Source organism: Geobacter sp. DSM 9736, from assembly GCF_900187405.1.
Lineage (GTDB): Bacteria > Desulfobacterota > Desulfuromonadia > Geobacterales > Geobacteraceae > DSM-9736.
In genome coordinates this window covers 2,309,414-2,332,333 of record NZ_LT896716.1, presented here as the reverse complement: position 1 = coordinate 2,332,333, position 22,920 = coordinate 2,309,414, and the positions used below count along the sequence as shown (strand labels likewise).

The following is a 22,920-nucleotide window of genomic DNA, read 5'->3' as shown; positions in this document are numbered from 1 at the left end:
TCCCGGTTCACGATGCGCCGGTGAGCTTCCGCCTGACGTAGGTGGTGAAACGCTCGACCACCACCGGGTCGAACTGCGTGCCAGCGTTTTTTCCTAATTCTTCCAGAGCTTCCTGGACCGTCAGCGCCTTGTGGTACGGACGGTCCTCGACCATCGCGTCGAAGGAGTCCGCAACGGTCACTATGCGGGCCTCCAGAGGGATGTCCTCTCCCTTGAGCCCTTTCGGGTAGCCGGTCCCGTCGTACCGCTCATGGTGGTAGAGGATCGCGGAGAGAACGTCCTGGAGCTGCTCGATGGGCGCTAGGATCGCAACTCCCTTTTCAGGGTGGAGGCGAAGCGGGGGGAACTCGTCTTCCGACAGGACCTCCGGCTTTTCCAGCAAGGCTTCCATTATGCCTATTTTGCCGATATCGTGAAGCAGACCCCCCAGTCTGACCCGCTCGACCACCGCTTCCGGAAGCCCCATTTCCTTCGCGATGGAGCTGGCGATGTGCATGACCCGCTCCGAGTGCCCCTTGGTCCATGGCGATTTTGCGTCTATGACATTAGTAAGGCTGGAAATCGTGCTGATGAAGAGGCTCCGCATGTCTTCGTAGAGTTTCGCGTTTTCCAGTGCCACCGCCATCTGCGCAGCGACCTTTTCGATGGCGAATGTGGCTTCTCCGCCGAACTGCTCGCTCTTTCGGTGCGCCAGGAGCAGTACTCCTTTCGACTCTCCCCGGCCGATGAGCGGGATTGCCAGAAGCGACTGCATCCCCGCTTGCGACAGGGCTCTGTCAAGAATCCCCATGTGCCTGGTTTGGCTGGTGGAGGGAATGTAGTGGCTCTTGCCGCTGCGGAAGGCAGTGCAGACGGCGGAGCTCCCATTGCCCGGTCGCGCCCCTGCCATGAGTTCCGGAGGTATCTCCGGGCCGTAGGCATGAGAGGAGATCACGTGGAGTCCCTTCCTGTCCTCTTGGAATAGCGCCGCCACTTCGCACCTGACGATCCGCTCTATGCTTTGCATGGCTGTCTCGATGATCTTGTCGCGGCTCAGCGACGAGGATATGGCTTTGTTGATCTCGTCGATGGTCAGGATGATGTCGATACCCTTGGCCATCTCAACGGCCATATCGAGGGATTCGTCGAACAGCCTCATGTGGCTGACGACAAGCGCGGCGTGCGAAACCATATCACGTACGAACCCGAGTTCGTCGGCGCTGAAGGAGGGGAGCCGGCGGCTGCGGGCTATGAGAAGTACCCCCATTACCTGGTTCCTCACCATCATGGGTACGAGCAGCAGTCGCAGTCTCTGCAACATCTTGTCGAAGGTTTCGGGAAGGAGATTACGGACCGACTGATCGTCCAGGAACAGGTGCCGGTTTTTCCGGAAGAGGCGCCGGACCTTGTCGAGAGGGAGAGGCATTGTGTCGAGCAGCGGGGCATACCGTTCCGGCAGCTCGCACTTCAGGCATGTCCCGAAGGCTCTTCGTTCGCGATCCAGCAGATATGCGGCCACCCAGCCGCTTCTTACCGATTTGTGCAGAAGCCGGGTAAGGTTCTTCACCACCTCGTCCACATCGGCCAGGCTTGCCAGGTGTGCTGCTCCCTTGATTTTCGGGCTGAAAGGTTCCATGCCCTTTCTTTATCACAAAAAAAGCCATATTTCTTGCGAATCGTGCCTTTTTTTATTAGTATCACGAATCCCCGCCGCCCGGGACGGCTCTGGTTGCCGACGGCGAGGAGCAGCAATGGACGGCTGCCGTAAGAAAGGAACAAGGAGGATTTTTGATGGGCTTGCTGAAGGGTAAGAAAGCGGTCATTTTCGGTGTCGCCAACGATAAGAGTATCGCCTGGGCCATTGCCGAGGCATTTCGACGGGAAGGTGCGGAGCTGATTCTGACGTATGCCAACGAGACGGTGGCCAAAAGGGTAATGCCGCTTGCGGAGAGCGTGGGAGCGAAGCTCGTGCTGCCGTGCGACGTTCGCAGCGATGAGGATATAAAGACTGCTTTCGATCAGGTCGGCAGCGCCTGGGGGGGGCTCGACATTCTCGTCCATTCCGTTGCCTTCGCCAACAAGGAGGAGCTGAAAGGATCGTTTCTCAACACGACGAGAGAGGGATTCGCCACCGCGCTGGACATCAGTGCGTACTCACTCATCGGCCTTACGAGGGGAGCGGCACCCCTGATGAAGGGGCGCGAGGCGAGCGTTCTCACCATGAGCTACTACGGGGGCCAGAAAGTGTTCCCTAACTACAATGTGATGGGGGTTGCCAAAGCGGCCCTTGAAATGAGCGTGCGGTACCTGGCCGAAGCGGTGGGGCCTGAGGGGATCCGGGTCAACGCCATCTCAGCCGGGCCGATAAAGACGCTGGCTGCCGCGGGGGTCGGCGGTTTCAATCAGATCGCTGGACACGTGGAGGAAAAGGCCCCTCTTCGTCGCAACATCACCCAGGAAGAGGTCGCGGGGTCGGCCGTCTACCTTTGCAGCTCCCTCGCCCGCGGCGTAACCGGCGAAATACACTTTGTTGATAGCGGGTACAACGTCATCGGTCTGTGATACACTTTCTCTAGGCGACGCCATATTCGCGCGCTTCCGCCGCCGGCTCCTCCTCAGGCTCCTCGACGTAGCGCTGTTTATGCCCCAGAGGGTACTACGCCTGCGGGCCATCGGTCGTCGCCTTCAACGGAATCATCGCGAATCTGGTGCCGCTTGCAAGGGTTCTCGGGTTGCTAACACGACTTTGAAGATTCATTCAAAACAGGTTGCTCAAAAACGGTTAGATCGTCGCACCGTAGAAAGCCCCGCGGAGGCGTAGCAGCGCTACGCCGTACAAGGAGGCTTTCGAGGACGGCGGCGAGATACCGTTTTTCAGCGACCGGCGAAGTGAGGTATCCATAAAACAGCTGCACGGCAACCTTACCGGTCTGAAACCGAGCCAGCTCCGGGCGCTGGAGAAGCTCTACAGGCGCCGTGTGCCTATGGCCGAAGCCTTCACCTTGGATCTAGTGCGGGAGATGGCCGCTCTATCGCGTGAGATCAGGCGCCAGGTGGGAGTGTTACTCAACAGGTTCGGTGAACTGGAATACGTCCTGGTTGGGGACGAAAAAGCCCTTCTCATTCCCGAACTCTTCGACTACCCGCTCGGGAAGCGTATGCTGCGTGGCTTGCGGCTCGTCCACACTCACCTCAAGGGGGAGCCGCTTAATGACGATGACCTGACCGACCTTTCCCTCCTGCGCCTCGACCTCATTGCTGCCCTGCTCCTCGATACCCCCGAGCCATCAGTGCAGATCGGCCAACTTGTTCCTGCGGGAGCGGGAAAAACACCGTACCGCACGGATCCGCCACAGCCGGTCGGCCGTTTCCACCTCGACTTTGCGGAATTCGTCGCCACCCTGGAGCAGTCTCTTGAGAAAGCAGCCCGCGGAACCGCGGAGGTCAAGACTTCCGAGGAGCGGGGCATTCTTATCTCCGTCACCCAGAAGTCACGTGCTGAAGCCGAAGATTCAATAGAGGAGCTGAAGGAGCTTGCCCGCACTGCAGGGGTGGAGGTTCTTTCGACCATAATCCAGCATCCGCGCCAGTTCAGTCCCCGGTACCTTATGGGTGAGGGGAAAATGCGGGAAGTGGTGATACGGGCGCTTCAGCTGGGGGCATCGCTCCTCGTCTTCGACCAGGAGCTTTCCCCTACCCAGATCCGGTCGATCTCCGAAATGACGGAGTTGAAAGTTATCGACAGGAGCCAACTGATCCTCGACATCTTTGCCAGGCGGGCCAAAAGCCTGGACGGAAAGGTGCAGGTGGAACTGGCACAGCTGAAATACCTGCTGCCGCGCCTTACCGGGCGGGGTGTCCAGATGTCGCGGCTCATGGGTGGAATCGGCGGGCGCGGCCCCGGCGAAACCAAGCTGGAGATGGACCGCAGGCGCATCCGGGACCGGATAGCCAAACTCGAACGGGAGCTGGACGAGCTGTCGGGCGGGCGTTATCAGCGGCGCCAGAGACGGGTCAAGGCGGGGCTCCCCATTGTTTCCATCGTAGGCTATACGAATGCCGGGAAGTCCACGCTCCTCAACACCCTTACCAAAAGTGAAGTCTTTACGGAAAACCTCCTTTTCGCCACCCTCGACACCGCCACCCGTCGGCTGCGGTTTCCGCGCGAGAGGGAAGTCATAATCACCGACACGGTAGGTTTCATCAGGTCGCTTCCTGCTTCGCTCATGGGCGCATTCAAGGCGACGCTGGAGGAGTTGCAGGACGCAGACCTTCTCATTCATCTGGTGGACTGCTCCAACCCCCGATTCGAAGAGCAGATCGGTCAGGTGGAGCAGATACTCGCAGATCTCGGTCTCGCCGACACGCCGCGGCTCCTCGTGTTCAACAAGAGTGACCTGCTCCCGGACATGAAGCAGCAGGATCCGCTGGCTTCCATGAAGGCACGTCACCTGGCCCGCCGTCTAGGGGCGATCTTCGTGTCCGCCCGGGACAAGAGCAGCCTCGAGCCGCTCCTGGTCGAGATGGAGAACCGTCTCTGGGACGCGGCGGGCAAATGAGACGCTGCTCCAGGTCCCGTGATAATTGACAAGGCGGCTGTAGTTTTCTATACTGGCCCGTCCCCAATCGGGACGGAACTTCCCTCCAAATCTATCCTAATGCAGACGGCGGAATAATGATAAAGCATAAGCTGCTCTCTATAGCAGGGCTGTTTTGGGCCGCAGCGGCTTTCGCAGAGGAGCCCTCACTGCCGCAGGAGCCATCTCCCTCCCTTCCCGCAGCCGTGGAAGAGGCGGGGCGGACCCAGATCGCATCGGCGAGGGAGGCTCTGCTTATCGAAGGACTCGACCTGGCTGCATCCGATTTCTTCGTTGTCGATGAAAGCCAGGATGACGGGGACTTCGAGCTGCTTCTGCCTGAAGACGTCCTCCCCGAATCCGACATTCCCCTCACCCTCAACAGCAAGGTTGATTACTTCGTCAATTACTTCCAGACGAAGGCCAGGAACACCTTCGCCCGGTGGCTTTCCCGATCCGAGCGCTACATTCCCATGATGCGGGAAGTGCTGCGCAGGGAGGGGCTTCCGGAGGATCTTGTCTATCTTGCAATGATAGAGAGCGGCTTCTCTCCCCATGCATACTCGGTGGCGAGTGCCGTTGGGCCGTGGCAGTTCATGTCCGGCACCGGGAAACGCTATTCCCTCCGGATCGACTCCTGGATCGACGAGCGCCGCGACCCTCTGAAGTCGACGGTGGCGGCCGCCCTCTACCTGAAAGAGCTATACGATCTCTTCAACAAGGACTGGTACCTGGCGGCGGCCGGCTATAACGCCGGCGAGAACAAGATCATGCGCGCCATCAACATGTACGACAGCCGGGACTTCTGGCAGCTGACCAAGGGATCGTACCTGAAGCCGGAGACAAAGGACTACGTGCCGAAGCTCCTGGCTGCTGCGATCATCGCCAAGGAGCCGGCCAAGTACGGATTTGCAGATGTAGCCTATCTCCCACCCATCGAGTTCGATACGGTTGCCATTCCGTCACGTACCGATCTGGAACTGGTTGCGCGGCTCATCGAAATTCCCTACCAGACCTTGCGTGACCTTAACCCGGAGCTGCGCCGCTGGTGCACGCCTCCCGATTACCAGGACTACCAGCTAAAGATTCCGAAGGGTAAAAAGGCTCTTTTCGAGACGGAATATGCTAAGGTGCCCGAGGATAAGCGGTTCACCGAGAAGATTGTCTACGCCCGGTACCGGATGAAGAAGAAGGACACACTGGCTGCGGTGGCCCGGCGTTACGGCACCACAGCCGAGGCCCTCACGGAGCTCAACCACCTCAAAAGCACCAAAAAACTTCGGGGAAAGGTGCTTCTTGTTCCTGTGCCGGCCACGGACGAACCATCAGATAAACGGCAAGTTGTGGCATCACGGAAGGCGGCGCCAAAGGAGTTCAACAAGTACTACACGGTTAAGAAGGGTGACACTCTCTCCGCTCTCGCAAAGAAGTTCAACGTCTCAACCAAGCTCCTCACGTCGTGGAACAACCTGAAACAACGGGTCGCCCTGCGTCCCGGAAAACGGCTTATCGTGGCCAAGTACATGGAGAAAAAGGGCACCCTCGCCGCAGTGGACGGTTAATCCGTTTCGAGCCTGACCTTCGGCTCTCTTGTATTATACTTTTCAAAGCATCAATCCAACGAAAGGACCATCGATGTACAACCTGCTCATTTCCCTCGCCGCAGCCGTCGCGGTGTTCATACCCCTCAAGTTCGCCCTCGATCTCCACTGGCTCATGTCGCTCTTCATTGCCATGCTGGTATTCGTGGGGGTGTTCTACCTCATATCCCGTATCGTCATGAAGAAGATTACCGAGGTGATGGAAACGGTTACCAAGGATCTCCAGGGCCAGCGGGTCGAGAAGGGAATACGGGAGCTTCAGAAAGCGTTCAAGTACGGGAAGTGGCAGATTTACGTAACCGGCCAGCTGAACGCCCAGATAGGTATGATCTATTACATGAAGCGGGATTTCGCCGCAGCCTTTCCCTATCTGGAAAAGGCCTTCTTTAAGAACTGGCCCGCCATGGGGATGCTCGCCATAACCTACATGAAGCGCAGCAAGCCGGAGAAGATGAAGGAAACATTCGAAAAGGCCCTCCAGGGTTCGCCCAAAGAATCCCTCCTATGGAACCTCTATGCTTACTGCCTCGTCGAAATCGGCGATATCGGGAAGGCGAAGGATGTCCTCGAAAAGGGGCTCAAGAAGATGCCGGGGGAAGAGCGGCTCCAGCACAATCTGGAAGCCCTTCGCGAAGGCAAACGGATGAAGATGAAGAACTACGGGGAGATGTGGCTCCAGTTCCATCTTGAAAAGCCGAGCGCCGTCATGAAACAGCAGGCAGCAGCCATGGGTGGAATGAAAAGGCGGATCATCCGCAGATAGGCATTCCTTCCACTGTACCTCCTGCCGCGGGGGGAGCCGCCCGGACCATCCGGCTGCCCCCCTGCAAAATACTCATCCTGCAGTTCTGAACCTTCGCCGGCACGTGCAGCTTTTCCTTCACTTTCACAGGTGCAATCCGATAACAAGAAAATCCCCTTTCCTGCAGAACAGACCGGGATACCCGACCAACGATGACCTCAACGTCAGAGGTATGTATGGCTAGAAACCTGCGGCTCGGCTCCACAATCATCCGTTCTTCCCTTCTCGTCGGCCTCGTAAGCGCCCTGTTCGGCACCGGACTATCACTGATGTCCGGACCCGACGTCCCGCCCGCGGTCCTGGCGGCGCTGGTAATAGACATCTGTGCGATCGGGCTGGTACTCTGGCTCCACACCAGGCGTCGGCTCGTACACCGGGTCAAGGAGCTGGCAGCCGCCATGGACAGGGGGGCTGAGGGGGATCTGACGGTTAAGGTCTTATCAACCTCCCATGATGAGCTGGGGATGCTCAACGACAACTTCAACACGATGATGGAGCGCCTCCTGGGAATGGCGGCCCGGGTGAACGGCTCCATCGGAGAGTTGCGCCAGATCGCGGGAAACATTCGCGAGGTTTCCCGCCGGGGAGTCAACGCCTCACAACTTCAATCGGAAGGGGTTCAACAGACTTTCACAGCGGTGCAGGAGATCAACCAGTCGGTGAACGAGGTGGCTCAGGCGGTGGACGGACTTTCGCGCTCCGCCGGGGAGAATGCGTCCTCAATCCTGCAGATGTCGGCGAGCATCGAGGAGGTGATCGTTCACGTCGAGACACTCTCTGCCGCTGTGGAGGAAGTGAGCGCCTCGATCATCGAGATGGCGGAAGCGGAAAAGGAGATCGGCCGCAACGTCAACAGCCTTATGGAGGAAGCGACCTCCACGGCCGCCAGGGTGGCCCAGATGGACGCCTCCATAATGCAGGTAGGCAAGAACGCCATGGCTGCGGCCGACATCACCCAGACAGTGCGTACCGATGCGGAGAGCGGACAGGAGACGGTGATGGAGACCATCTTCGGTATGAGCGAGATCGGCCGTTCCTCACGCATCACTTTCGACGCCATCGACAACCTTTCGGGACGCGTCTCAAACATCGGGAAGATACTCCTCGTCATCGATGAGCTGGCCGAGCAGACCAATCTCCTCGCCCTCAACGCCTCCATCATTGCAGCCCAGGCTGGAGAGCACGGCAAGGGTTTCGCGGTGGTGGCCGACGAGATCAAGGGGCTCGCCAAGCGTACAACCAACTCGACCCGTGAGATCACCGGGATAATCAAGGGGGTGCAGGAGGAGACCCAGCGGGCGGTCGAGGCCATTGCACAGTCGGAGAAACGGATTGCCGAAGGTGAGAAGCTTTCCCAGCGGTCGGGGGAAGCGCTTGCCAAGATCGTGAGCGGGGTGGTGCAGGCAACCACGCAGGTCACCGAAATTGCGGCAACCACTGTCGAGCAGACGAAGGGGAGTCAGGAGATGCACCTGGCCATGGAGCGGGTTGCGGAGATGGTAAAGCAGATCGCTCGTTCGACACGTGAACAGGAGCGCGGGGGGGAGCTGATCATGAGTGCCGCCGAGAGGATGAAAGAGCTCACGAGCCAGGTCCGGCGGTCCACCCAGGAACAGAGTGCCGCCGGCACTTCCATCGTCCACGCCACCGAAGACATAACCATGATGATCGGCAATATCGGACAGGCGTGCGAGCAGCAGATGGAGAGCAGCCAGCGGATCGTGAAGGCGGTTGAGGATTTCCGGGGAACGACGGAGACCAGCCAGGATGTGACCCGTGTCATGAACGGGGCCGTCTCCGGCCTTGCGCGCCAGATCGATCTGCTGCAAAAGGAAATGGCTGGTTTCAGGCTGGCGAAGGGGGAGGTGCCAGAATTAGACGCACCGGGTTAAGACTCCTCACCCCGCCCGTTTCAGTTTCAGCCCGCATTGTGGGCATCGCTTGGTTTCAAAGAACTCCCTGCAGACGTCACACCAGTAGACCTTTTCCTCCCGGCCGCCGCAGTGGGGGCACCCGTTTCCGGCCTCCGGCGTGCAGATTCCCGCGGGACACTTTTCTCCCTTTGGCGGCGGTGACCTGTCAGGCATGCACTTCCATCTCCTCGGCCTTCTTCCTGAAGACTTCCAGTTCCTCCTCCACCTCCTTCACGATCGCTTCCTCCCCCGGCAGCATCCCCTCCACCTTGAAATCTTTCCGCTCCAGTTCCAGGGTAACTTCGAGAGAGATGGGACTCATCGGATTCTGCACCGAAGTGGGGACGATGCGGGTGAGTATCCTCCCGGAGTAGAGCGGGTGTTCCAGGAGCTCGTTGGTAAGTAGGAACTCGTTCTTGCGTTCCGCCACAGATATCCCCTCACGAATGGTCGATCCATCCTTTCTCACCTCCCTGATGACGCCGTCGGTCATGAATTCAACAACCCGGGCGTCCTGAACCTTCTTCTGGTATTTCTGAGGATGATCGATGGAATCTAGGAGGAGCCGGCGCATGGTATCCATCTGAGAATGGACTGTAGTACGAAGCGTATTTACGTACATGTTCCCTCCTGGTTTCATCCCCCTGAACAGAGGGGGTGGGGGTTGAGTTCGTATGTTTCTGGCGATCCGCCAGGTGCGAATGGTTCCTGTTCCCGAGTCCTGCCGGGTCAGGCGGCCCTGTGATGGCGTCCGGTCCTGTTCATGCTGCGTACGCTTCCAGCGTGCGGCAGGAGAAGGATTGCACCGCTCACAACGGCGCAGAGGAAGCCGGCAACGAAAAGCGATAGCCATGTTACTCCCCAGAGTGGCGGTCCCATCGGCACCATGAGCTGCCCCCCTCCCCATGTGCCACCGACCAGTATGGCGAAAAGGGAAACTGCGGGGAAACGAAGCCCCAGGTTTAGGAAAACGGCACCCTGTACGACGGTGAGCCCGAATGCGATTGCGATGGAAAATAAAAGGTCGACATATACCACCAGGCTCTCCTCCTTTCTCCGTCAGGTCACATGATTCCTTATCTGCAAAACGAGCTTTCCCTCCGCATGCCGGGATGAGCTGAGCTCATGCGCCTTCCTAACTTCGTTGAGGGGGTAGGTCTTGGTCACCATGGGACGAATCACCCGGTCCGACAACATCTGACCTAACCTTGCCAGCCGCTTTCCCTCCGGCTGCATGAACATGTATTCGGCCCTTACCCCTGTCTTCTGGGCCAGTTCATCATCGGGATGCTCCACGATAGAGACGAGCACCCCCTTCGGTTTGAGTACCTGAAAGCTTTTGCGGTGGGTCTCTCCTCCTACCGAATCGAGGACTACGTCGAAATCGCTCAAGGTTTCCGTGAAATCGGATCTGGTGTAATCGATTACCTGATCGGCGCCGAGCTCACGTACAAAGCTCAGGTGGAGGGTGCTGCAGGTTGCGACTACGTATGCGCCGCGACTTTTCGCAATCTGGATCGCCAGGCTGCCGACGCCCCCCGACCCGGCATGGATGAGCACCCGCTGGCCTTCTGCGACTGCGGCATGCTCCATAAGGGCCTGCCACGCAGTCTGGCCTGCCAGCGGCACCGATGCCGCCTCCTCGAAACTAAGGTTGTGCGGCTTCATCGAGACGAGGTTTTCGTCGACGGAAACATACTCTGCGTAGCAGCCGTTGCGGCGGATATCCGTGCAGGCGAAGACATGGTCTCCAACGGTAAACCGGCCCGCACGCGGACCTGCGGCGGCGACCACTCCGGCGGCATCCCATCCGAGAATGAGCGGGAATCGGTGCGGTATCATTTCCTTGAGGTAGCCTTCCCGGATCTTCCAGTCCACGGGGTTCACTGAAGCGGCACGAACCTCGATCAGCACGTCCGTTTCCCCCATCTCCGGAACAGGCACGTCACGGAGGCGCAGCTCGTCGGCCCCTCCGTACCGGTCGATCACCATCGCCTTCATGGAACCTCCTGCATTTCATTCGCAATTAAATGTAAACATTCTAACAATTGGCCGCCGGGTTACAACAGTGGGGTAAACAAATTATGGCCGGCCTCCGGTTCCGGGGCAGGTGCCACGGGCTGGAGGTGAGGAGATTCCGCCGCTCAGAGGCGCTGCCTTCCTACCGGTTCCACCGCCACTCCGTGCACGTACACAAGCTCACCCCCGAGCCACCCCGAAATTCCGAGCAGCATGACGGATATGAGGGAGAGTATGAAAGGCCCGGCGCTTTCGGTGAGGATTTCTCGGCGCCACAGAAAGTTGATCACATAGAGAAGGACAATGATGAGGTTGACGCCCATGTGCCAGATGCCCAGCCGTTTCACGAATGAGGGGTTCAGGGTGAACAAGTCCACCAATCCCGGCAGTGCGGCGAACAGGGCGCCGATGATCCCCCCCGCCATGGTGTAGAGGGAGAGAATGCTCCAGAGGGGGTTCCCGGTAGAGAGCATTATGATGTCGCACACGAGGGAAAATATCCAGAGCCCGATGGGGAGCGGGATGAGCATAGGATGGACCGGGTGTTTCGCGATACTGGCCATGCTGATCATTGGTACCTCCGCTGTCCATAGTGGCGGTGCCGGTTATTTCTCATTCCGCGACAGCCATGTCGCCATCATCTGCCTGGCTGACTGCTTAACCATTCCGCCGAGGTTCGGGTCCCCCTTGAAGATGGAGAACATGTATCCTTTTGCCTGCTCTAAAGTGATATGCGGGGGCAGGGGGGGGACGTCGGGGTCGCAGTGCGCGTCTATCACTGCGGGGCGGTCGCAGTTGAGGGCCATGTCCCACGCCCTGCTGATCTGCTCCGGGCTGCGGACCTCGATGCCGCGCAGGCCTATCATTTCGGCATATTTGGCGTAGGGAAAGGGTGGAAGGTCCTGGCTGGCCGAGAACTTCGGGTCCGCGTTCATCACCCGCTGCTCCCAGGTCACCTGGTTGAGGTCGAGGTTGTCGAGGACCAGGAAGATAAGGCGCGGGTCTCCCCACCTCTTCCAGTACTTGGATACTGTGATGAGTCCGTTGATGCCGAGCATCTGCATGGCTCCGTCGCCGACCATGGCGATCACAGGCCGCTTCGGGTGATTCATCTTGGCGGCCAGCGCGTAGGGGACCGCCGGACACATGGTGGCGAGATTGCCGGAAAGGGATGCCATCATGCCGTGGCGTACCCTGATATCACGGGCATACCAGTTGGCGGCGGAACCGGAGTCGCAGGTGAGGATGCAGTTGTTGGGGAGTTTGGGTGAGAGCTCCCAGAAAAGCCGCTGCGGGTTGACAGGGTTTGCATCAAGCATCGCCCTTGCATGCATAACGTCCCACCACTCTTTCACACCCTCCTCGATCTGCTCCCTCCATCTGCCATCGGTCTTCTTCTCCAGGAGCGGGATGAGCGCCCGCAGCGTGAGGGCGCTGTCCCCCTGCAGGTTCACCTCCATGGGGTATCGCAGCCCGAGCATCCTTGCGCTGATGTCGATCTGGACTCCGCGAGCCTGGCCTTCCCTGGGCAGAAACTCCGCATACGGAAAGCCGCTGCCGATCATGAAGAGGGTGTCGCAGTTCATCATCATGTCCCAGCTCGGCTTTGTGCCGAGGAGGCCGATGGAGCCGGTGACATAGGGGAGTTCATCGGGAAGGACGGTTTTGCCCAGCAGTGCCTTGGCGACACCGGCTCCGAGCCGTTCGGCAACCTCCATGACTTCATAGGCCGCGCCGCTTGCCCCTGCCCCTACGAGAACAGCCACTCTGTTTCCGGCGTTGAGAACCTCGGCTGCCCGACGCAGGTCTTCTCGTGCCGGCACTACTTCAGGATGGCTGAAGCCGGTGCCCGTGAAGGTCGTCCCGTGCTTCCTTTCCGGGAAGGCGACTGCATCCATCTCCTGAATGTCGTTGGGGAGAATGATGCAGGTCACGGTGCGTTCGGCGAGCGCGATGCGTATGGCGCGATCTACCAGGTGGCGGATCTGGGAGGGGGTGCTCGCCATGTGGACATAGTGCCCCGCCACGTCTTTGAAGAGGGAGATTAGGTCGACCTCCTGCTGGTAATCGGACCCCAGGGCGGAGGTTGCCTGCTGACCGACGATCGCCACCACCGGCTGGTGGTCCAGCTTAGCGTCGTAAAGGCCGTTCAGCAGGTGTATGGCGCCGGGGCCCGATGTCGCGATGCAAATTCCCACCTCTCCAGTGAATTTGGCATGGGCACAAGCCATCAGTGCCGCATCCTCCTCGTGCCTGGTCTGAATGAACTCGATCCGCTCCCTTGAGCGGTTCAAGGCTCCCATGACGCCGTTTATTCCATCACCCGGATAGCCGTACACCCGGCGAATCCCCCATTCGTGAAGGCGATGGACGAGAAAGTCGCTGGTCGTAGTTGCCATGATTCTCTCCTCTCGACGGCGGCAGTCTGCACGATTCTTTCTAAAGTCTAGCAGGTTGTCCGGAAAGGTCACGGCTGGGAGCCTTGACAAGATTAAGAAATGGACGAAACTTATTAAAGGTTTGAATGACAGACACCTTGCAGGAGCAGCGATGCCGAAAATGACGAGACGCACCTTCATGTGGCTTTCCGGCGGAGCCGGAGCGGCTCTTGCCGCCGAGCCCGGACGCAAGCTCGTCAACAAGCTCGTCCCCTACGTCAATCCACCTGAACAGACCCGCCCCGGAGAATGGAGCCATTTCGCCACAACCTGCCGCGAGTGTCCCGCAGGGTGCGGCATGATGCTGTGGCACCGCGACGGAAGGGTGACAAAGGCGGAGGGGAATCCTGCTCACCCGGTGAACGCCGGGGCCCTCTGCCCCAGGGGGCAGTCGTCGGTCCAGGGTCTCTACGATCCCGACAGGATCAAAGGCGTCTGGCACCGCCCAAGGGGCGGGAGGAAGAGGGAGCGGAGCTGGGAGGAGGCGCTAAGGGAGATAGCTGGAAGTTTGCCCGGGCGCAGTGTTGCCGTGCTTTCCAGCCTGCAGACCGGTTCGCTCTCGGAGGTCATGCGCCGATTCACGGCGACATTCGGCTCCAAAAGGTTCCTTCTGTACGAGCCGTTTCACTACGAAACGCTGAAAAAGGCTCACGGCGCTCTCTTCGGCTTGCCGCTGGTCCCCGACTACCGGATCGACCGGTGCCGGTTCGTCATCAGCTTTGCCGCCGATTTCCTCGAGAGCTGGATTTCACCCGTGGCATATGCTTCACGATTCGGGGAGTTCCGTGGTGCCCAGACGCAGGGCAGGGCAAGCAGGATGGCGTACGTCGGCCCACGCTTTTCGATGACTGCTGCCAATGCCGACGATTTCCTGCAGGTGCCACCGGGGTACGAGCGCGCGGTGGCGGTGGCGATGCTCAAGGTAATCATCGACCGAGGCTGGTCGCGGCGGGACCTGTCGGCTGTTCGTCCGGCAATCGACCGGGTGCTTCAGGACACTGGCGCTATTCCCGGTGTTTCCGGTGAGACCGTTACACAATTTGCCCGTCTGTTCGTGGAGGCGGAAGGAAGTGTGGCCCTCGCCGGCCCGGTGGGAAGTTCCGCTCCGCAGGCTCTGGAGACGGCGGTCGCCTGCGCCCTTCTCAACTACGCCGCCGGCCGTATCGGCGAAACCGTGGATTTCTCGCGTCCTCATGCGCTTTCGAATGCCGCTACGGAGGAAGAGCTGCAGCGTTTTTTCGGCACTCTCGGCCCCAGCGACATCCTCTTCATCCACGACACCAACCCTGTTTATACCCGTCCCGGCACACTGGATCTGATACGCCGTGCGGGGCTCGTAGTCTTCCTCGGCACGATGCCTGATGAAACCGCCGAAGCCGCGGATTGGGTGCTCCCCATAGACTCCCCACTGGAGGCGTGGGGCGAATACGCGCCTTACCCCGGGGTTAACGGCCTTCTGCAGCCGGGGATGGCGCGAATCACCGACAGCATGTCGGCGGGTGACATATTTCTTTCTCTTGCCCGGCGGGCGGGGCGTCCCCTGTCCCGCCCCGGCTTCAGCCAGGAGTCGGGATTTCGTGGATGGCTCGCGGCGCGGTGGGATGAGGTGCGGCGGGCGGCTGCCCCCGGCCGCTCCAGAGACGGATTCTGGACTGATGCATTGCGTGGCGGTGGATACTGGCAGGAATCTGTCCCTGCAGCAGAGGTGAGGTTCAATGCCGGTGCCGCCGGTATGCTTACGGGAGTCCCTCGTCAGTCAACGGACCCGGAGACCGTAGAGCTTTGGCCATGGGCCTCGGTCATGCTCTACGACGGAAGGACCGCCAACCGCGGATGGATTCAGGAAACTCCTGATCCGGTTACCTCCATTGCCTGGGGGAACTGGATCGATATCCATCCCAGGAGGGCATCTGCCCTGAAACTTGCAAACGGAGAGGTGGCAGAGCTGACAACTGCGGCAGGCACGCTGAGGGCGCCGGTACGGATTACCGACGAGGTCGCTGAAAATGTTGCGGCGATTGCGTTCGGACAGGGACATCAGGCAATGGGGCGGAATGCCCGCAAGACCGGCGCCAACGCATTTCTGCTGCTCGGGGCGCCGGAGTCGGGGCGGATATTCCCCTCCTGCCGCATACGCCGGACTGGAGAGCGGCGGGAAAACGATCCGACCTATACCGTACCTACCCGAGAGCAGCACGGGCGTCGTATCGTACAATGGGTTTCCCAGTCTCTTCTGCGCATGATGAAGCCGGGGGAGGGTGAGGAGCTCTTTCTTCCTCTCCCGGAGGGGTACAGAAAGGAACGGGATTTCTACCCCAAGCGGGAGTATCTCCGGCACCGGTGGGCGATGGTTATCGATCTCCACCGATGTATCGGCTGCGGGGCCTGCACGGTTGCCTGCTATGCCGAAAACAATATTCCGGTGATGGGAAAGAAGCAGGTGGCGCGGCAACTGGAGATGGCATGGCTTCGGGTAGTTCCCTACCGGAAAGAACCGGGACCAGGGCTGCGGCTTGCCTGGCTTCCGATGCTCTGCCAGCACTGCGATACCGCACCGTGTGAACCGGTGTGCCCGGTGTACGCGTCGGTGCACAATGAGGAAGGGCTCAATGCGCAGGTATACAACCGCTGCATCGGCACCCGCTACTGCTCCAACAACTGTCCGTACAAGGTCCGGCGTTTCAACTGGCTCGACACGAAGTGGGAGAAGCCCCTCGACATGCAGCTCAACCCCGAAGTGACGGTACGGTCGCGGGGGGTCATGGAGAAGTGCACTTTCTGCGTTCAGCGTATCCGGCAGGCGGAGTACCGGGCGATGGTGGAAAACCGTGACGTCCGAGACGGCGAGGTCGTTCCGGCCTGTGCACAGACATGCCCGACAAAGGTCTTCACCTTCGGAGATCTGCTTGATCCGCAATCGCAGGTGTCCAGGCTGATCCGCACGGACCCGCGGCGCTATCAGGTACTCAAGGAACTTAACACGAAGCCGGCGGTGGTTTACCTGCGGCGTGTGGAGAACGATGTGGATGTTAGTGCATAGGGGGCTGTTGAAAAACAGCCATCTCGCCGCCCTCCTCGAATGCCGCCGTGTGCGGCGTAGCGCTGTTTATGCCCTAGAGGGTACTACGCCTCCATGGGACTTTCTGCGGGTGCGACGATCCGGCTATTTTTGAACATCCCTGGGGTTTTAAGCAGCTTCCTGAATGCTTTAGAGACCGATTTGAACTCGCGACATTTGCAGCGGCTAGGTTTTTTGAAGTTCTCCTGCCTATCCTGTCCATCCTGTTAAACATTGGACCGGAAAGTTAGGCATTATCTGTCGGAGGAGCCGTGCCTGAACTGAACTACGGCCAGATCAATGATGACGTCCTCGTGGCCATGCGAAAGCCCCATCTGCCTTACCTGTTGGCCATCAGTGCACTTGCCGCCGTCATAGGCCTTGCTGCCCTCGCCTGGCTGTACCAGATGCGGATGGGGATGGGGGTTACCGGCCTGAACAATCCTGTGGGCTGGGCCACTTATATAGGAAACTTTGTTTTCTGGGTCGGAATCGCACACTCCGGCACCCTCATCTCCGCCATTCTCTACCTGTTGCGCGCCAACTGGCGCGATGCGGTCTCCCGCTCGTCCGAGGCGATGACGATATTTGCCGTGATGACGGCGGGACTATTTCCGATAATCCATCTCGGCCGCACCTGGGTCTTCTACTACATAATACCGTACCCGTCGCAGCGGCAGATCTGGCCTACTTTCATGAGCCCCCTCATCTGGGATGTCTGTGCCGTGACCACCTATTTCACCGTAAGCCTAATCTTCTGGTTTGTCGGCCTGATTCCCGACATGGCGGCGGCCCGGGACCGGTACGAGGCGGAACTCGGCCGCGACGCCTTCCGCAGCCGGCTCTATCGATTAATGGCTCTCGGCTGGTCTGGTACAGGGAGGCAGTGGCACCACTACGGCCGTTCGTACCTTTTCTTTGCAGCCCTGGCGACACCGCTGGTGATCTCCGTCCACTCCGTAGTTTCGTGGGACTTCGCCATTAGCAACCTGCCGGGGTGGCACAGCACCATCTTTCCTCCCTACTTCGTCGCCGGCGCGATCCATTCCGGCCTTGCAATGGTGCTGACGCTCCTTATTCCGATGCGAAAGCTGCTGAAACTGGAGCGGCTGATAACCCCGCTGCATTTCGAGGCTATCGCAAAAACCATCATACTTACGGCCTCGATAGTAGGTTATGCCTATGCCATGGAGGTCTTCATCGCGTGGTACTCGGGGGACGTATTCGAGTGGCAGCTCTACAAATGGCGGATGACGGGGGATGCGGCCCTGATCTTCTGGCTGCTGATCCCCTTTAATGTGCTGATCCCGCTCCTGTTCGTCTTCAAGCGGGTGCGGACCAATATGGTGGCTCTCTTCGTGATCTCACTCATCATCAACATCGGGATGTGGCTTGAGCGGGTTTTCCTCGTGGTCACCTCTCTTGCCCACGATTTCCTCCCCCACAACTGGGGGACCTACTTTCCGACATGGGTCGAAGTCGTCATAACCACCGGCTCCTTCGCCTTCTTTTTCTTCTGGTTCTTCGGGTTCAGCAAGCTCCTTCCCACGGTGCCCCTCAGCGATCTGAAGATGAGGATAGCCGACGAGGAAATCGAACCCACCGCCCCATGCGCCTGCTGCGTGAAGACTAAGATCGAGCCGGGACAGCCGGCGGTCCTCGCCCTGTTTTCCAATGCCGGGCGGATGGTGCAGGCGCTGAAGGCTGCGTGCGACGGCGGTTTCGGCACCATGGAGACCTTCTCGCCCGTCAAGGTGGATGAGGCCGAGAAGGTGATGACGCTGCCGAAAAGCCCGGTACGGTTCTGGACCCTCGGCGGGGCATTGTGCGGCCTGGTGGGAGGATTCTGGCTCGCTATCGGCACGGGTCTCGTCAATTCACTCATCGTCGGCGGCAAACCCGCTGTATCCATAATCCCCTACTGTGTCGTCGGCTTCGAGGGAACCATCCTTCTGGGAAGCCTGGGGAACTTCCTCGGCCTGCTCTTCCACACCCGGCTCTTCCGCATGAAGACCGAGCCGTACTACGACACGCGCTTCAGCCGCGACATGTTCGGGCTTCTCGTCTCATGCAAGGGGGGGGAGACGGAACGACTGCAACAGCTGCTTGCTGCGGCTTCGCCGGAGGAGATGCATGTCCACCGGTAACCGTTATCACGGTGTCTCCCTACGAACCCTCCTCTGGGCACTGCTCGCCGTCGGCGGCTGGCTCATCTGGCTGAAGTTTGCGGTGGGGGATGATAGCCCCCGGGCGTGGCGTGCCCTGCTGGTAAACTTCATCTTCTTTACCTCCCTTGCCGGCGGACTGGCGGTATGGCCTGCCATCGTCAGGGCCTGCAACGGGTCGTGGCATACAGGGATCGAGCGGTTGGCGGCCGCGGGGATCGGATTTTCCGTCCCGTCGCTCCTGGCCCTTCTCGTCCTCTGGATAGGAAGCCCGCACTGGTCTCCCTGGTACATCTCCAGGTTCCACCAGGGGATCTGGCTCGACAACTCGTTCATCTTCGCCAGGGACGGGCTGGCTCTGCTCCTGTTCTGGGGGGCGGCGGTGCATTATACCGCGAGAAGAAAAGGGAACGGCATGGTGGCAGGGGGAATACTGATCGCCCTGTATGCGCTGGTCTTCTCCCTCCTCGGCATGGATTTGGTGATGGCGCTGGATCCTCACTGGTTCAGTACCCTCGCGGGGGGCTACTTCTTCATCTCCGGCCTCTACATTGCCATCACCTGCTGGACGTTCATGGCAGTGTGGCGGCCGGAGGCGCAGCCGGGACACCTGCACGACCTAGGGCGGCTGGTGGTCGCTTTCAGTCTCATGACGACGTACTTCATGTATGCCCACCTGCTCCCCATCTGGTACGAAGCCCTTCCTCACGAGGTCCGCTTCGTGGCGCCGCGCATGAACTTCCAGCCCTGGAAGTCGGTGAGCATGGCGCTGCTTGCCGTTGTCTACTTGGGGCCTCTCGTCCTCCTGTTGATGGAGCGGGCGAAGCGCAGCCGCTGGTGGCTCGGCGGCGTTTCTTTCCTGATTCTTGCCGGGATGTGGGTGGAGCGGTGGTGGCTTGTGGTGCCCACCTTCGAAAAGGAACTGATGCTTGGAGCGGAGGAATTGGCCACAGCGGCGGCTTTCGCGGGGTTCCTCGGGCTTGGAATGGAGCTGTTCGAGCGGTACGTGCCGCGGACCGCCGTGGGTGAGGAGAAACCGTGACGGAGCGCGTGGACAACGAGCAGGAACTTGCCAAAAAGTTCGAGAATAGGCCGGCCATAGCAGTGGTGGCCGTACTCCTGCTTCTGGCGCTCATCGTCCTCATCCTCTTTGACCGGCTCTATCCGCACGGTCTCGGGCCGCGCCAGCCGATTCCCTTCAGCCACCGGGTGCACGTGCACGTCAAGAAGATCAGCTGCCTGATGTGCCATACCCAGGTGACGGACTCGGCCCGGGCAGGGATACCTCCCCTGCAGACCTGTATCCTCTGCCACGACCGGATCATCCGGACTTTTCCGTACATTCAGGATCTGCGGCGCCACTACGATCAGGGTAAGCCGATTGTCTGGGAACGGGTGAACTGGGTGCCTGAATTCGTTTACTTCAACCACTCGGTTCACGTGCAGCGGGGTATCGACTGCGGCAGGTGCCACGGCAACGTGGCCATGATGGACCGGGTGGTGGCGGCGCATGAGTTTCAGATGGGTTTCTGCATCCAGTGTCACCGGGACAGTCATGCGACCCATGACTGCTTCACCTGCCACCGGTGAGGATCTGGGGGGTTGTTGAAAAACAGCCATCTCGCCGCCGTCCTCTTCTGAGGCGACGTCATATTCGCGCCCTTCCGCCGCCGGCTTCTCCTCAGGCTCCTCGACGTAGCGCTGCTACGCCTGCGGGCCATCGGTCGTAGCCGACGACGGAATCTTCGCGAATCTGACGCCGCTAGTCTCAGCTAGTCTGCGTAGCTCTGCTTCGTGGGCTTTTGCGGTGCGACGATCTGACTGTTTTTGAACAACCTCGAAGGGCCGGCCCTGCCACAGAGGCACAGAGACACGGAGGAATCGTTGTTCTGTGTAATTCGCTGGTGAGGGATCCTGTACGGACAAGGCCTATGGCCAAATACGTCCTCTGTGTCTCTGTGTCTCCGTGGCAAACGCAGCTAGGAACCTAAAGGAAAAGGCATGTTCAACAAACCCAACTCCACAGCCCTCGCCTTCATGGTAGCGGGCGCCGTATGGTTCGTGGTGGGCGCTCTCTATGGGATGGTGTCGGCCATTCACCTGGTGTCGCCGGAGTTTTTTACCAACATCCCATGGCTCGTGTTCGGCCGGGAGCGGCCGATCCACGTGCAAACGATGCTTTACGGCTTCGTGGGTACTACCCTCATCGGCTGCGGCCTCTATTACGTTCCAAGGCTTCTCCGGACAAAGCTCTGGTCCGAGCCCCTTGCATGGGGGAGCTTTTTCCTCTGGAACACCGTCATCCTGAGCGGCCCGATCTGCTTCTCCTTCGGATATACGCAGGGGCGGGAGTACAGTGAGTATGTCTGGTGGGCGGATGTCCTCCTCATGCTAGCGGTGACGCTGCTCATCGTGAACATGGTGATGACCATCGTCAACCGCACGGAGCAGCAGCTCTACGTCTCGGTCTGGTATTTCATGGCTACCTTTCTCTGGACCGCCGGCAACTACCCCATCGGCAACGTGATGTGGCATCCGGAAACCGGGGCGATGCCGGGCCTCATCGATTCCATCTTCCTCTGGTACTGGGGGCACAACCTCCCGGGACTCTTCATCACGCCGCTTGCCACCGGCGCTGCCTATTACATAATTCCCCGCGTCACGAAAACGCCGCTCAATTCCCACACCCTCTCGCTTCTCGGGTTCTGGCTGCTGGTGGCGATGTACACCCACATCGGGGGGCACCACATACTCCAGTCCCCGATACCGAACTGGCTGAAGGCGGTTTCCATCGTAGATTCCGTGGCGATGGTGATTCCGGTCGGAATCGTCGTGATGAACCTGTGGCTCACTGCGAGGCAGCGGGGGGCCCAGGTCTGGCACGATCCTGGGGGAAGGCTTGTGATGGCGGGAATCGTCTGGTACCTGATAACTTGCATTCAGGGGCCGGTGCAGTCGCTTCCCTACCTGCAGAGGGTCACCCATTTCAACAACTGGACTGTCGGCCATTCCCACATCGCCATGTTGGGGTTCGCCGGCTACATTGCGCTGGGGGCAGCCTGGCACATCCTCCCCCAGATCACGGGGAGGAAGCTCTGGTCCACGAAGCTGGTAAACCTCCAGTTCGGGCTCATCACCTTCGGGCTCGTCGGCTTCTTTCTCGTCCTGACCGCAGCCGGCGTGAACCAGGGGAATGCCTGGAACAGTGGTGAGACGGTCTACCGCACACTGCCGCAACTGCGCCCCTACATGGTGTCACGGGCCGCTCTCGGCATATTCATCCTCACCGGGGCGCTGGTCGGGCTACTGAACATAATGATGAGCATGTTCCGGTCCGGGGCCGTCGATGCTGACGAACTGAGACAGGCGGAGGAGCCGCTATGAAGATGTCGCCGGCCCTCCTCATCATCGGGGCACTCATGGTTTTCTGGGCTTCCTCCTTCATCATTGTCGGAATTCCATCAATGACGATGAAAGAGACCCCTTCCGAAATATGGCGGGAATGGACCCCGGCCGAGGCTGCCGGCCACCGGCTCTACAACCGCAATGGCTGCGGCTACTGCCACTCCCTCTACATCCGGATCAATGACTGGGACATCGGCGCCGAGCGGATAGCGGCCGCGGGGGACTATGTAGGAATGGAGCCGATAATTCTCGGCACCGAGAGGACGGGGCCGGACCTCTCCCAGGAAGGTGGGGAGCATCCCGATGACTGGCACATAGCCCATTTCAAGAACCCGCGACATACGAGTCCGATATCTCTCATGCCGTCGTGGGAATTTCTGGGGGATGAGGAGATCCGCCAGCTGACCTCCTTCATGCAGGCGCTTGGCGGGAAGATGGCGGACGAGAGGGTCGCCCGGCAGAACAGGTGGAAGGCCCCGGCCATAGCTGCCTACGAGTCAGGACCCGACCGCAACGTCGAATGGCTGCATGCCCAGGTGCCGGACGTGTGGCGACGGATGCCCAATCCCTATCCGGCGACGGAGGTGGCCCTGGCACGCGGGAAGCGGATCTACCAGGATTTCTGCATCAACTGCCACGGTCCCATCGGTGACGGCATGGGGCTGGCAGCGAAACATGTCTACCCGCCGCCGCTCAACTTCACCACGCTTCGCCGCCACCTGGTGGACGGGAAGTACATCGGCGGCCTCTTCTATTACCAGGTCATGAACGGAATCACGGGTACGGCCATGCCGTACTTCAAGAAGCACCTTGAATCGGAAAAGATCTGGGACGTCTCCAACTATCTGGCGGTCTATTTTTTGGGTTATACCGACGCAGGCATCGAGCCCCGGGGAATCGATGCTTCTTACGAGAACACCTGGGAGAATACCCACGAAACGCCGGCGAATAGAGGTGAGTAAG

The 22,920-nt window shown here is 59.7% G+C and carries 17 protein-coding genes; 11 read left to right on the top strand and 6 right to left on the bottom strand.

Going from position 1 to position 22,920, the window contains the following annotated elements:
* Positions 1–7: 7 nt before the first annotated feature.
* A complete protein-coding gene (locus tag CFB04_RS10570) occupies positions 8–1,615 on the bottom strand; it encodes an HD domain-containing phosphohydrolase (protein ID WP_088535240.1) in 1,608 nt (535 codons plus the stop codon).
* A gap of 155 nt (positions 1,616–1,770) precedes the next feature.
* Between CFB04_RS10570 and CFB04_RS10565 the strand changes: the two genes are divergently transcribed.
* From CFB04_RS10565 to CFB04_RS10545, 5 genes are all read left to right on the top strand, one after another.
* Positions 1,771–2,541: an enoyl-ACP reductase gene (locus tag CFB04_RS10565; protein ID WP_088535239.1), complete on the top strand. Its 771-nt coding sequence runs from the start codon at positions 1,771–1,773 to the stop codon at positions 2,539–2,541.
* A gap of 422 nt (positions 2,542–2,963) precedes the next feature.
* A complete protein-coding gene (hflX, locus tag CFB04_RS10560) occupies positions 2,964–4,538 on the top strand; it encodes a GTPase HflX (protein ID WP_088535238.1) in 1,575 nt (524 codons plus the stop codon).
* 116 nt (positions 4,539–4,654) lie between these two features.
* Positions 4,655–6,118 carry a lytic transglycosylase domain-containing protein gene (locus CFB04_RS10555; protein ID WP_088535237.1) on the top strand — a complete coding sequence of 488 codons (1,464 nt, stop codon included), beginning with the start codon at positions 4,655–4,657 and terminating at the stop codon, positions 6,116–6,118.
* A gap of 73 nt (positions 6,119–6,191) precedes the next feature.
* On the top strand, positions 6,192–6,920 hold the full coding sequence (locus CFB04_RS10550; protein WP_088535236.1) for a tetratricopeptide repeat protein: 729 nt from the start codon (positions 6,192–6,194) through the stop codon (positions 6,918–6,920).
* A gap of 215 nt (positions 6,921–7,135) precedes the next feature.
* Entirely contained in the window at positions 7,136–8,851 is a 1,716-nt protein-coding gene (locus tag CFB04_RS10545; protein WP_088535235.1) for a methyl-accepting chemotaxis protein, read from the top strand.
* 187 nt (positions 8,852–9,038) lie between these two features.
* Here the strand turns inward: CFB04_RS10545 and CFB04_RS10535 are convergent, their stop codons facing one another.
* From CFB04_RS10535 to CFB04_RS10515, 5 genes are all read right to left on the bottom strand, one after another.
* The gene (locus CFB04_RS10535; protein ID WP_088535233.1) at positions 9,039–9,494 is read right to left on the bottom strand and encodes a hypothetical protein; all 456 of its coding nucleotides are present in this window, start codon (positions 9,492–9,494) and stop codon (positions 9,039–9,041) included.
* A gap of 107 nt (positions 9,495–9,601) precedes the next feature.
* Positions 9,602–9,910, bottom strand: coding sequence for a hypothetical protein (locus CFB04_RS10530; protein ID WP_088535232.1), 309 nt, complete (start codon positions 9,908–9,910; stop codon positions 9,602–9,604).
* 21 nt (positions 9,911–9,931) lie between these two features.
* On the bottom strand, positions 9,932–10,873 hold the full coding sequence (locus tag CFB04_RS10525) for an NADP-dependent oxidoreductase (RefSeq protein WP_088535231.1): 942 nt from the start codon (positions 10,871–10,873) through the stop codon (positions 9,932–9,934).
* Positions 10,874–11,016: 143 nt separating this feature from the next.
* Complete coding sequence (locus CFB04_RS10520; RefSeq protein ID WP_088535230.1) at positions 11,017–11,463, bottom strand: DUF2231 domain-containing protein; 447 nt, start codon at positions 11,461–11,463, stop codon at positions 11,017–11,019.
* A gap of 33 nt (positions 11,464–11,496) precedes the next feature.
* The gene (locus CFB04_RS10515; RefSeq protein ID WP_088535229.1) at positions 11,497–13,290 is read right to left on the bottom strand and encodes a thiamine pyrophosphate-requiring protein; all 1,794 of its coding nucleotides are present in this window, start codon (positions 13,288–13,290) and stop codon (positions 11,497–11,499) included.
* Between the two features lie 151 nt (positions 13,291–13,441).
* On the opposite strand from CFB04_RS10515, the gene CFB04_RS10510 reads away from it, so the two are divergent.
* From CFB04_RS10510 to CFB04_RS10485, 6 genes are all read left to right on the top strand, one after another.
* Entirely contained in the window at positions 13,442–16,369 is a 2,928-nt protein-coding gene (locus tag CFB04_RS10510; RefSeq protein WP_088535228.1) for a 4Fe-4S dicluster domain-containing protein, read from the top strand.
* A gap of 290 nt (positions 16,370–16,659) precedes the next feature.
* Positions 16,660–18,534 (top strand): quinol:electron acceptor oxidoreductase subunit ActD, encoded by a 1,875-nt coding sequence (locus tag CFB04_RS10505; RefSeq protein WP_088535227.1) that lies wholly within the window; start codon positions 16,660–16,662, stop codon positions 18,532–18,534.
* On the top strand, positions 18,521–19,594 hold the full coding sequence (locus tag CFB04_RS10500; protein ID WP_088535226.1) for a hypothetical protein: 1,074 nt from the start codon (positions 18,521–18,523) through the stop codon (positions 19,592–19,594). Before CFB04_RS10505 ends, CFB04_RS10500 begins: the two co-directional genes overlap by 14 nt.
* Positions 19,591–20,142 carry a cytochrome c3 family protein gene (locus CFB04_RS10495; RefSeq protein ID WP_088535225.1) on the top strand — a complete coding sequence of 184 codons (552 nt, stop codon included), beginning with the start codon at positions 19,591–19,593 and terminating at the stop codon, positions 20,140–20,142. The genes CFB04_RS10500 and CFB04_RS10495 overlap by 4 nt, the downstream gene beginning before the upstream one ends.
* 411 nt (positions 20,143–20,553) lie before the next feature.
* Positions 20,554–21,936, top strand: coding sequence for a cbb3-type cytochrome c oxidase subunit I (locus CFB04_RS10490; RefSeq protein ID WP_088535224.1), 1,383 nt, complete (start codon positions 20,554–20,556; stop codon positions 21,934–21,936).
* Complete coding sequence (locus tag CFB04_RS10485) at positions 21,933–22,919, top strand: cbb3-type cytochrome c oxidase subunit II (protein ID WP_088535223.1); 987 nt, start codon at positions 21,933–21,935, stop codon at positions 22,917–22,919. Before CFB04_RS10490 ends, CFB04_RS10485 begins: the two co-directional genes overlap by 4 nt.
* The last annotated feature ends 1 nt before the right edge of the window (position 22,920 follow it).

Coding starts and splice junctions, on each gene's coding strand:
- CFB04_RS10570 (WP_088535240.1), bottom strand. CDS start 1,615: ATGGAACCTTTCAGCCCGAAAATCAAGGGAGCAGCACACCTGGCAAGC.
- CFB04_RS10550 (WP_088535236.1), top strand. CDS start 6,192: ATGTACAACCTGCTCATTTCCCTCGCCGCAGCCGTCGCGGTGTTCATA.
- hflX (WP_088535238.1), top strand. CDS start 2,964: ATGGCCGAAGCCTTCACCTTGGATCTAGTGCGGGAGATGGCCGCTCTA.
- CFB04_RS10510 (WP_088535228.1), top strand. CDS start 13,442: ATGCCGAAAATGACGAGACGCACCTTCATGTGGCTTTCCGGCGGAGCC.
- CFB04_RS10545 (WP_088535235.1), top strand. CDS start 7,136: ATGGCTAGAAACCTGCGGCTCGGCTCCACAATCATCCGTTCTTCCCTT.
- CFB04_RS10515 (WP_088535229.1), bottom strand. CDS start 13,290: ATGGCAACTACGACCAGCGACTTTCTCGTCCATCGCCTTCACGAATGG.
- CFB04_RS10490 (WP_088535224.1), top strand. CDS start 20,554: ATGTTCAACAAACCCAACTCCACAGCCCTCGCCTTCATGGTAGCGGGC.
- CFB04_RS10525 (WP_088535231.1), bottom strand. CDS start 10,873: ATGAAGGCGATGGTGATCGACCGGTACGGAGGGGCCGACGAGCTGCGC.
- CFB04_RS10500 (WP_088535226.1), top strand. CDS start 18,521: ATGTCCACCGGTAACCGTTATCACGGTGTCTCCCTACGAACCCTCCTC.
- CFB04_RS10485 (WP_088535223.1), top strand. CDS start 21,933: ATGAAGATGTCGCCGGCCCTCCTCATCATCGGGGCACTCATGGTTTTC.
- CFB04_RS10535 (WP_088535233.1), bottom strand. CDS start 9,494: ATGTACGTAAATACGCTTCGTACTACAGTCCATTCTCAGATGGATACC.
- CFB04_RS10520 (WP_088535230.1), bottom strand. CDS start 11,463: ATGATCAGCATGGCCAGTATCGCGAAACACCCGGTCCATCCTATGCTC.
- CFB04_RS10555 (WP_088535237.1), top strand. CDS start 4,655: ATGATAAAGCATAAGCTGCTCTCTATAGCAGGGCTGTTTTGGGCCGCA.
- CFB04_RS10565 (WP_088535239.1), top strand. CDS start 1,771: ATGGGCTTGCTGAAGGGTAAGAAAGCGGTCATTTTCGGTGTCGCCAAC.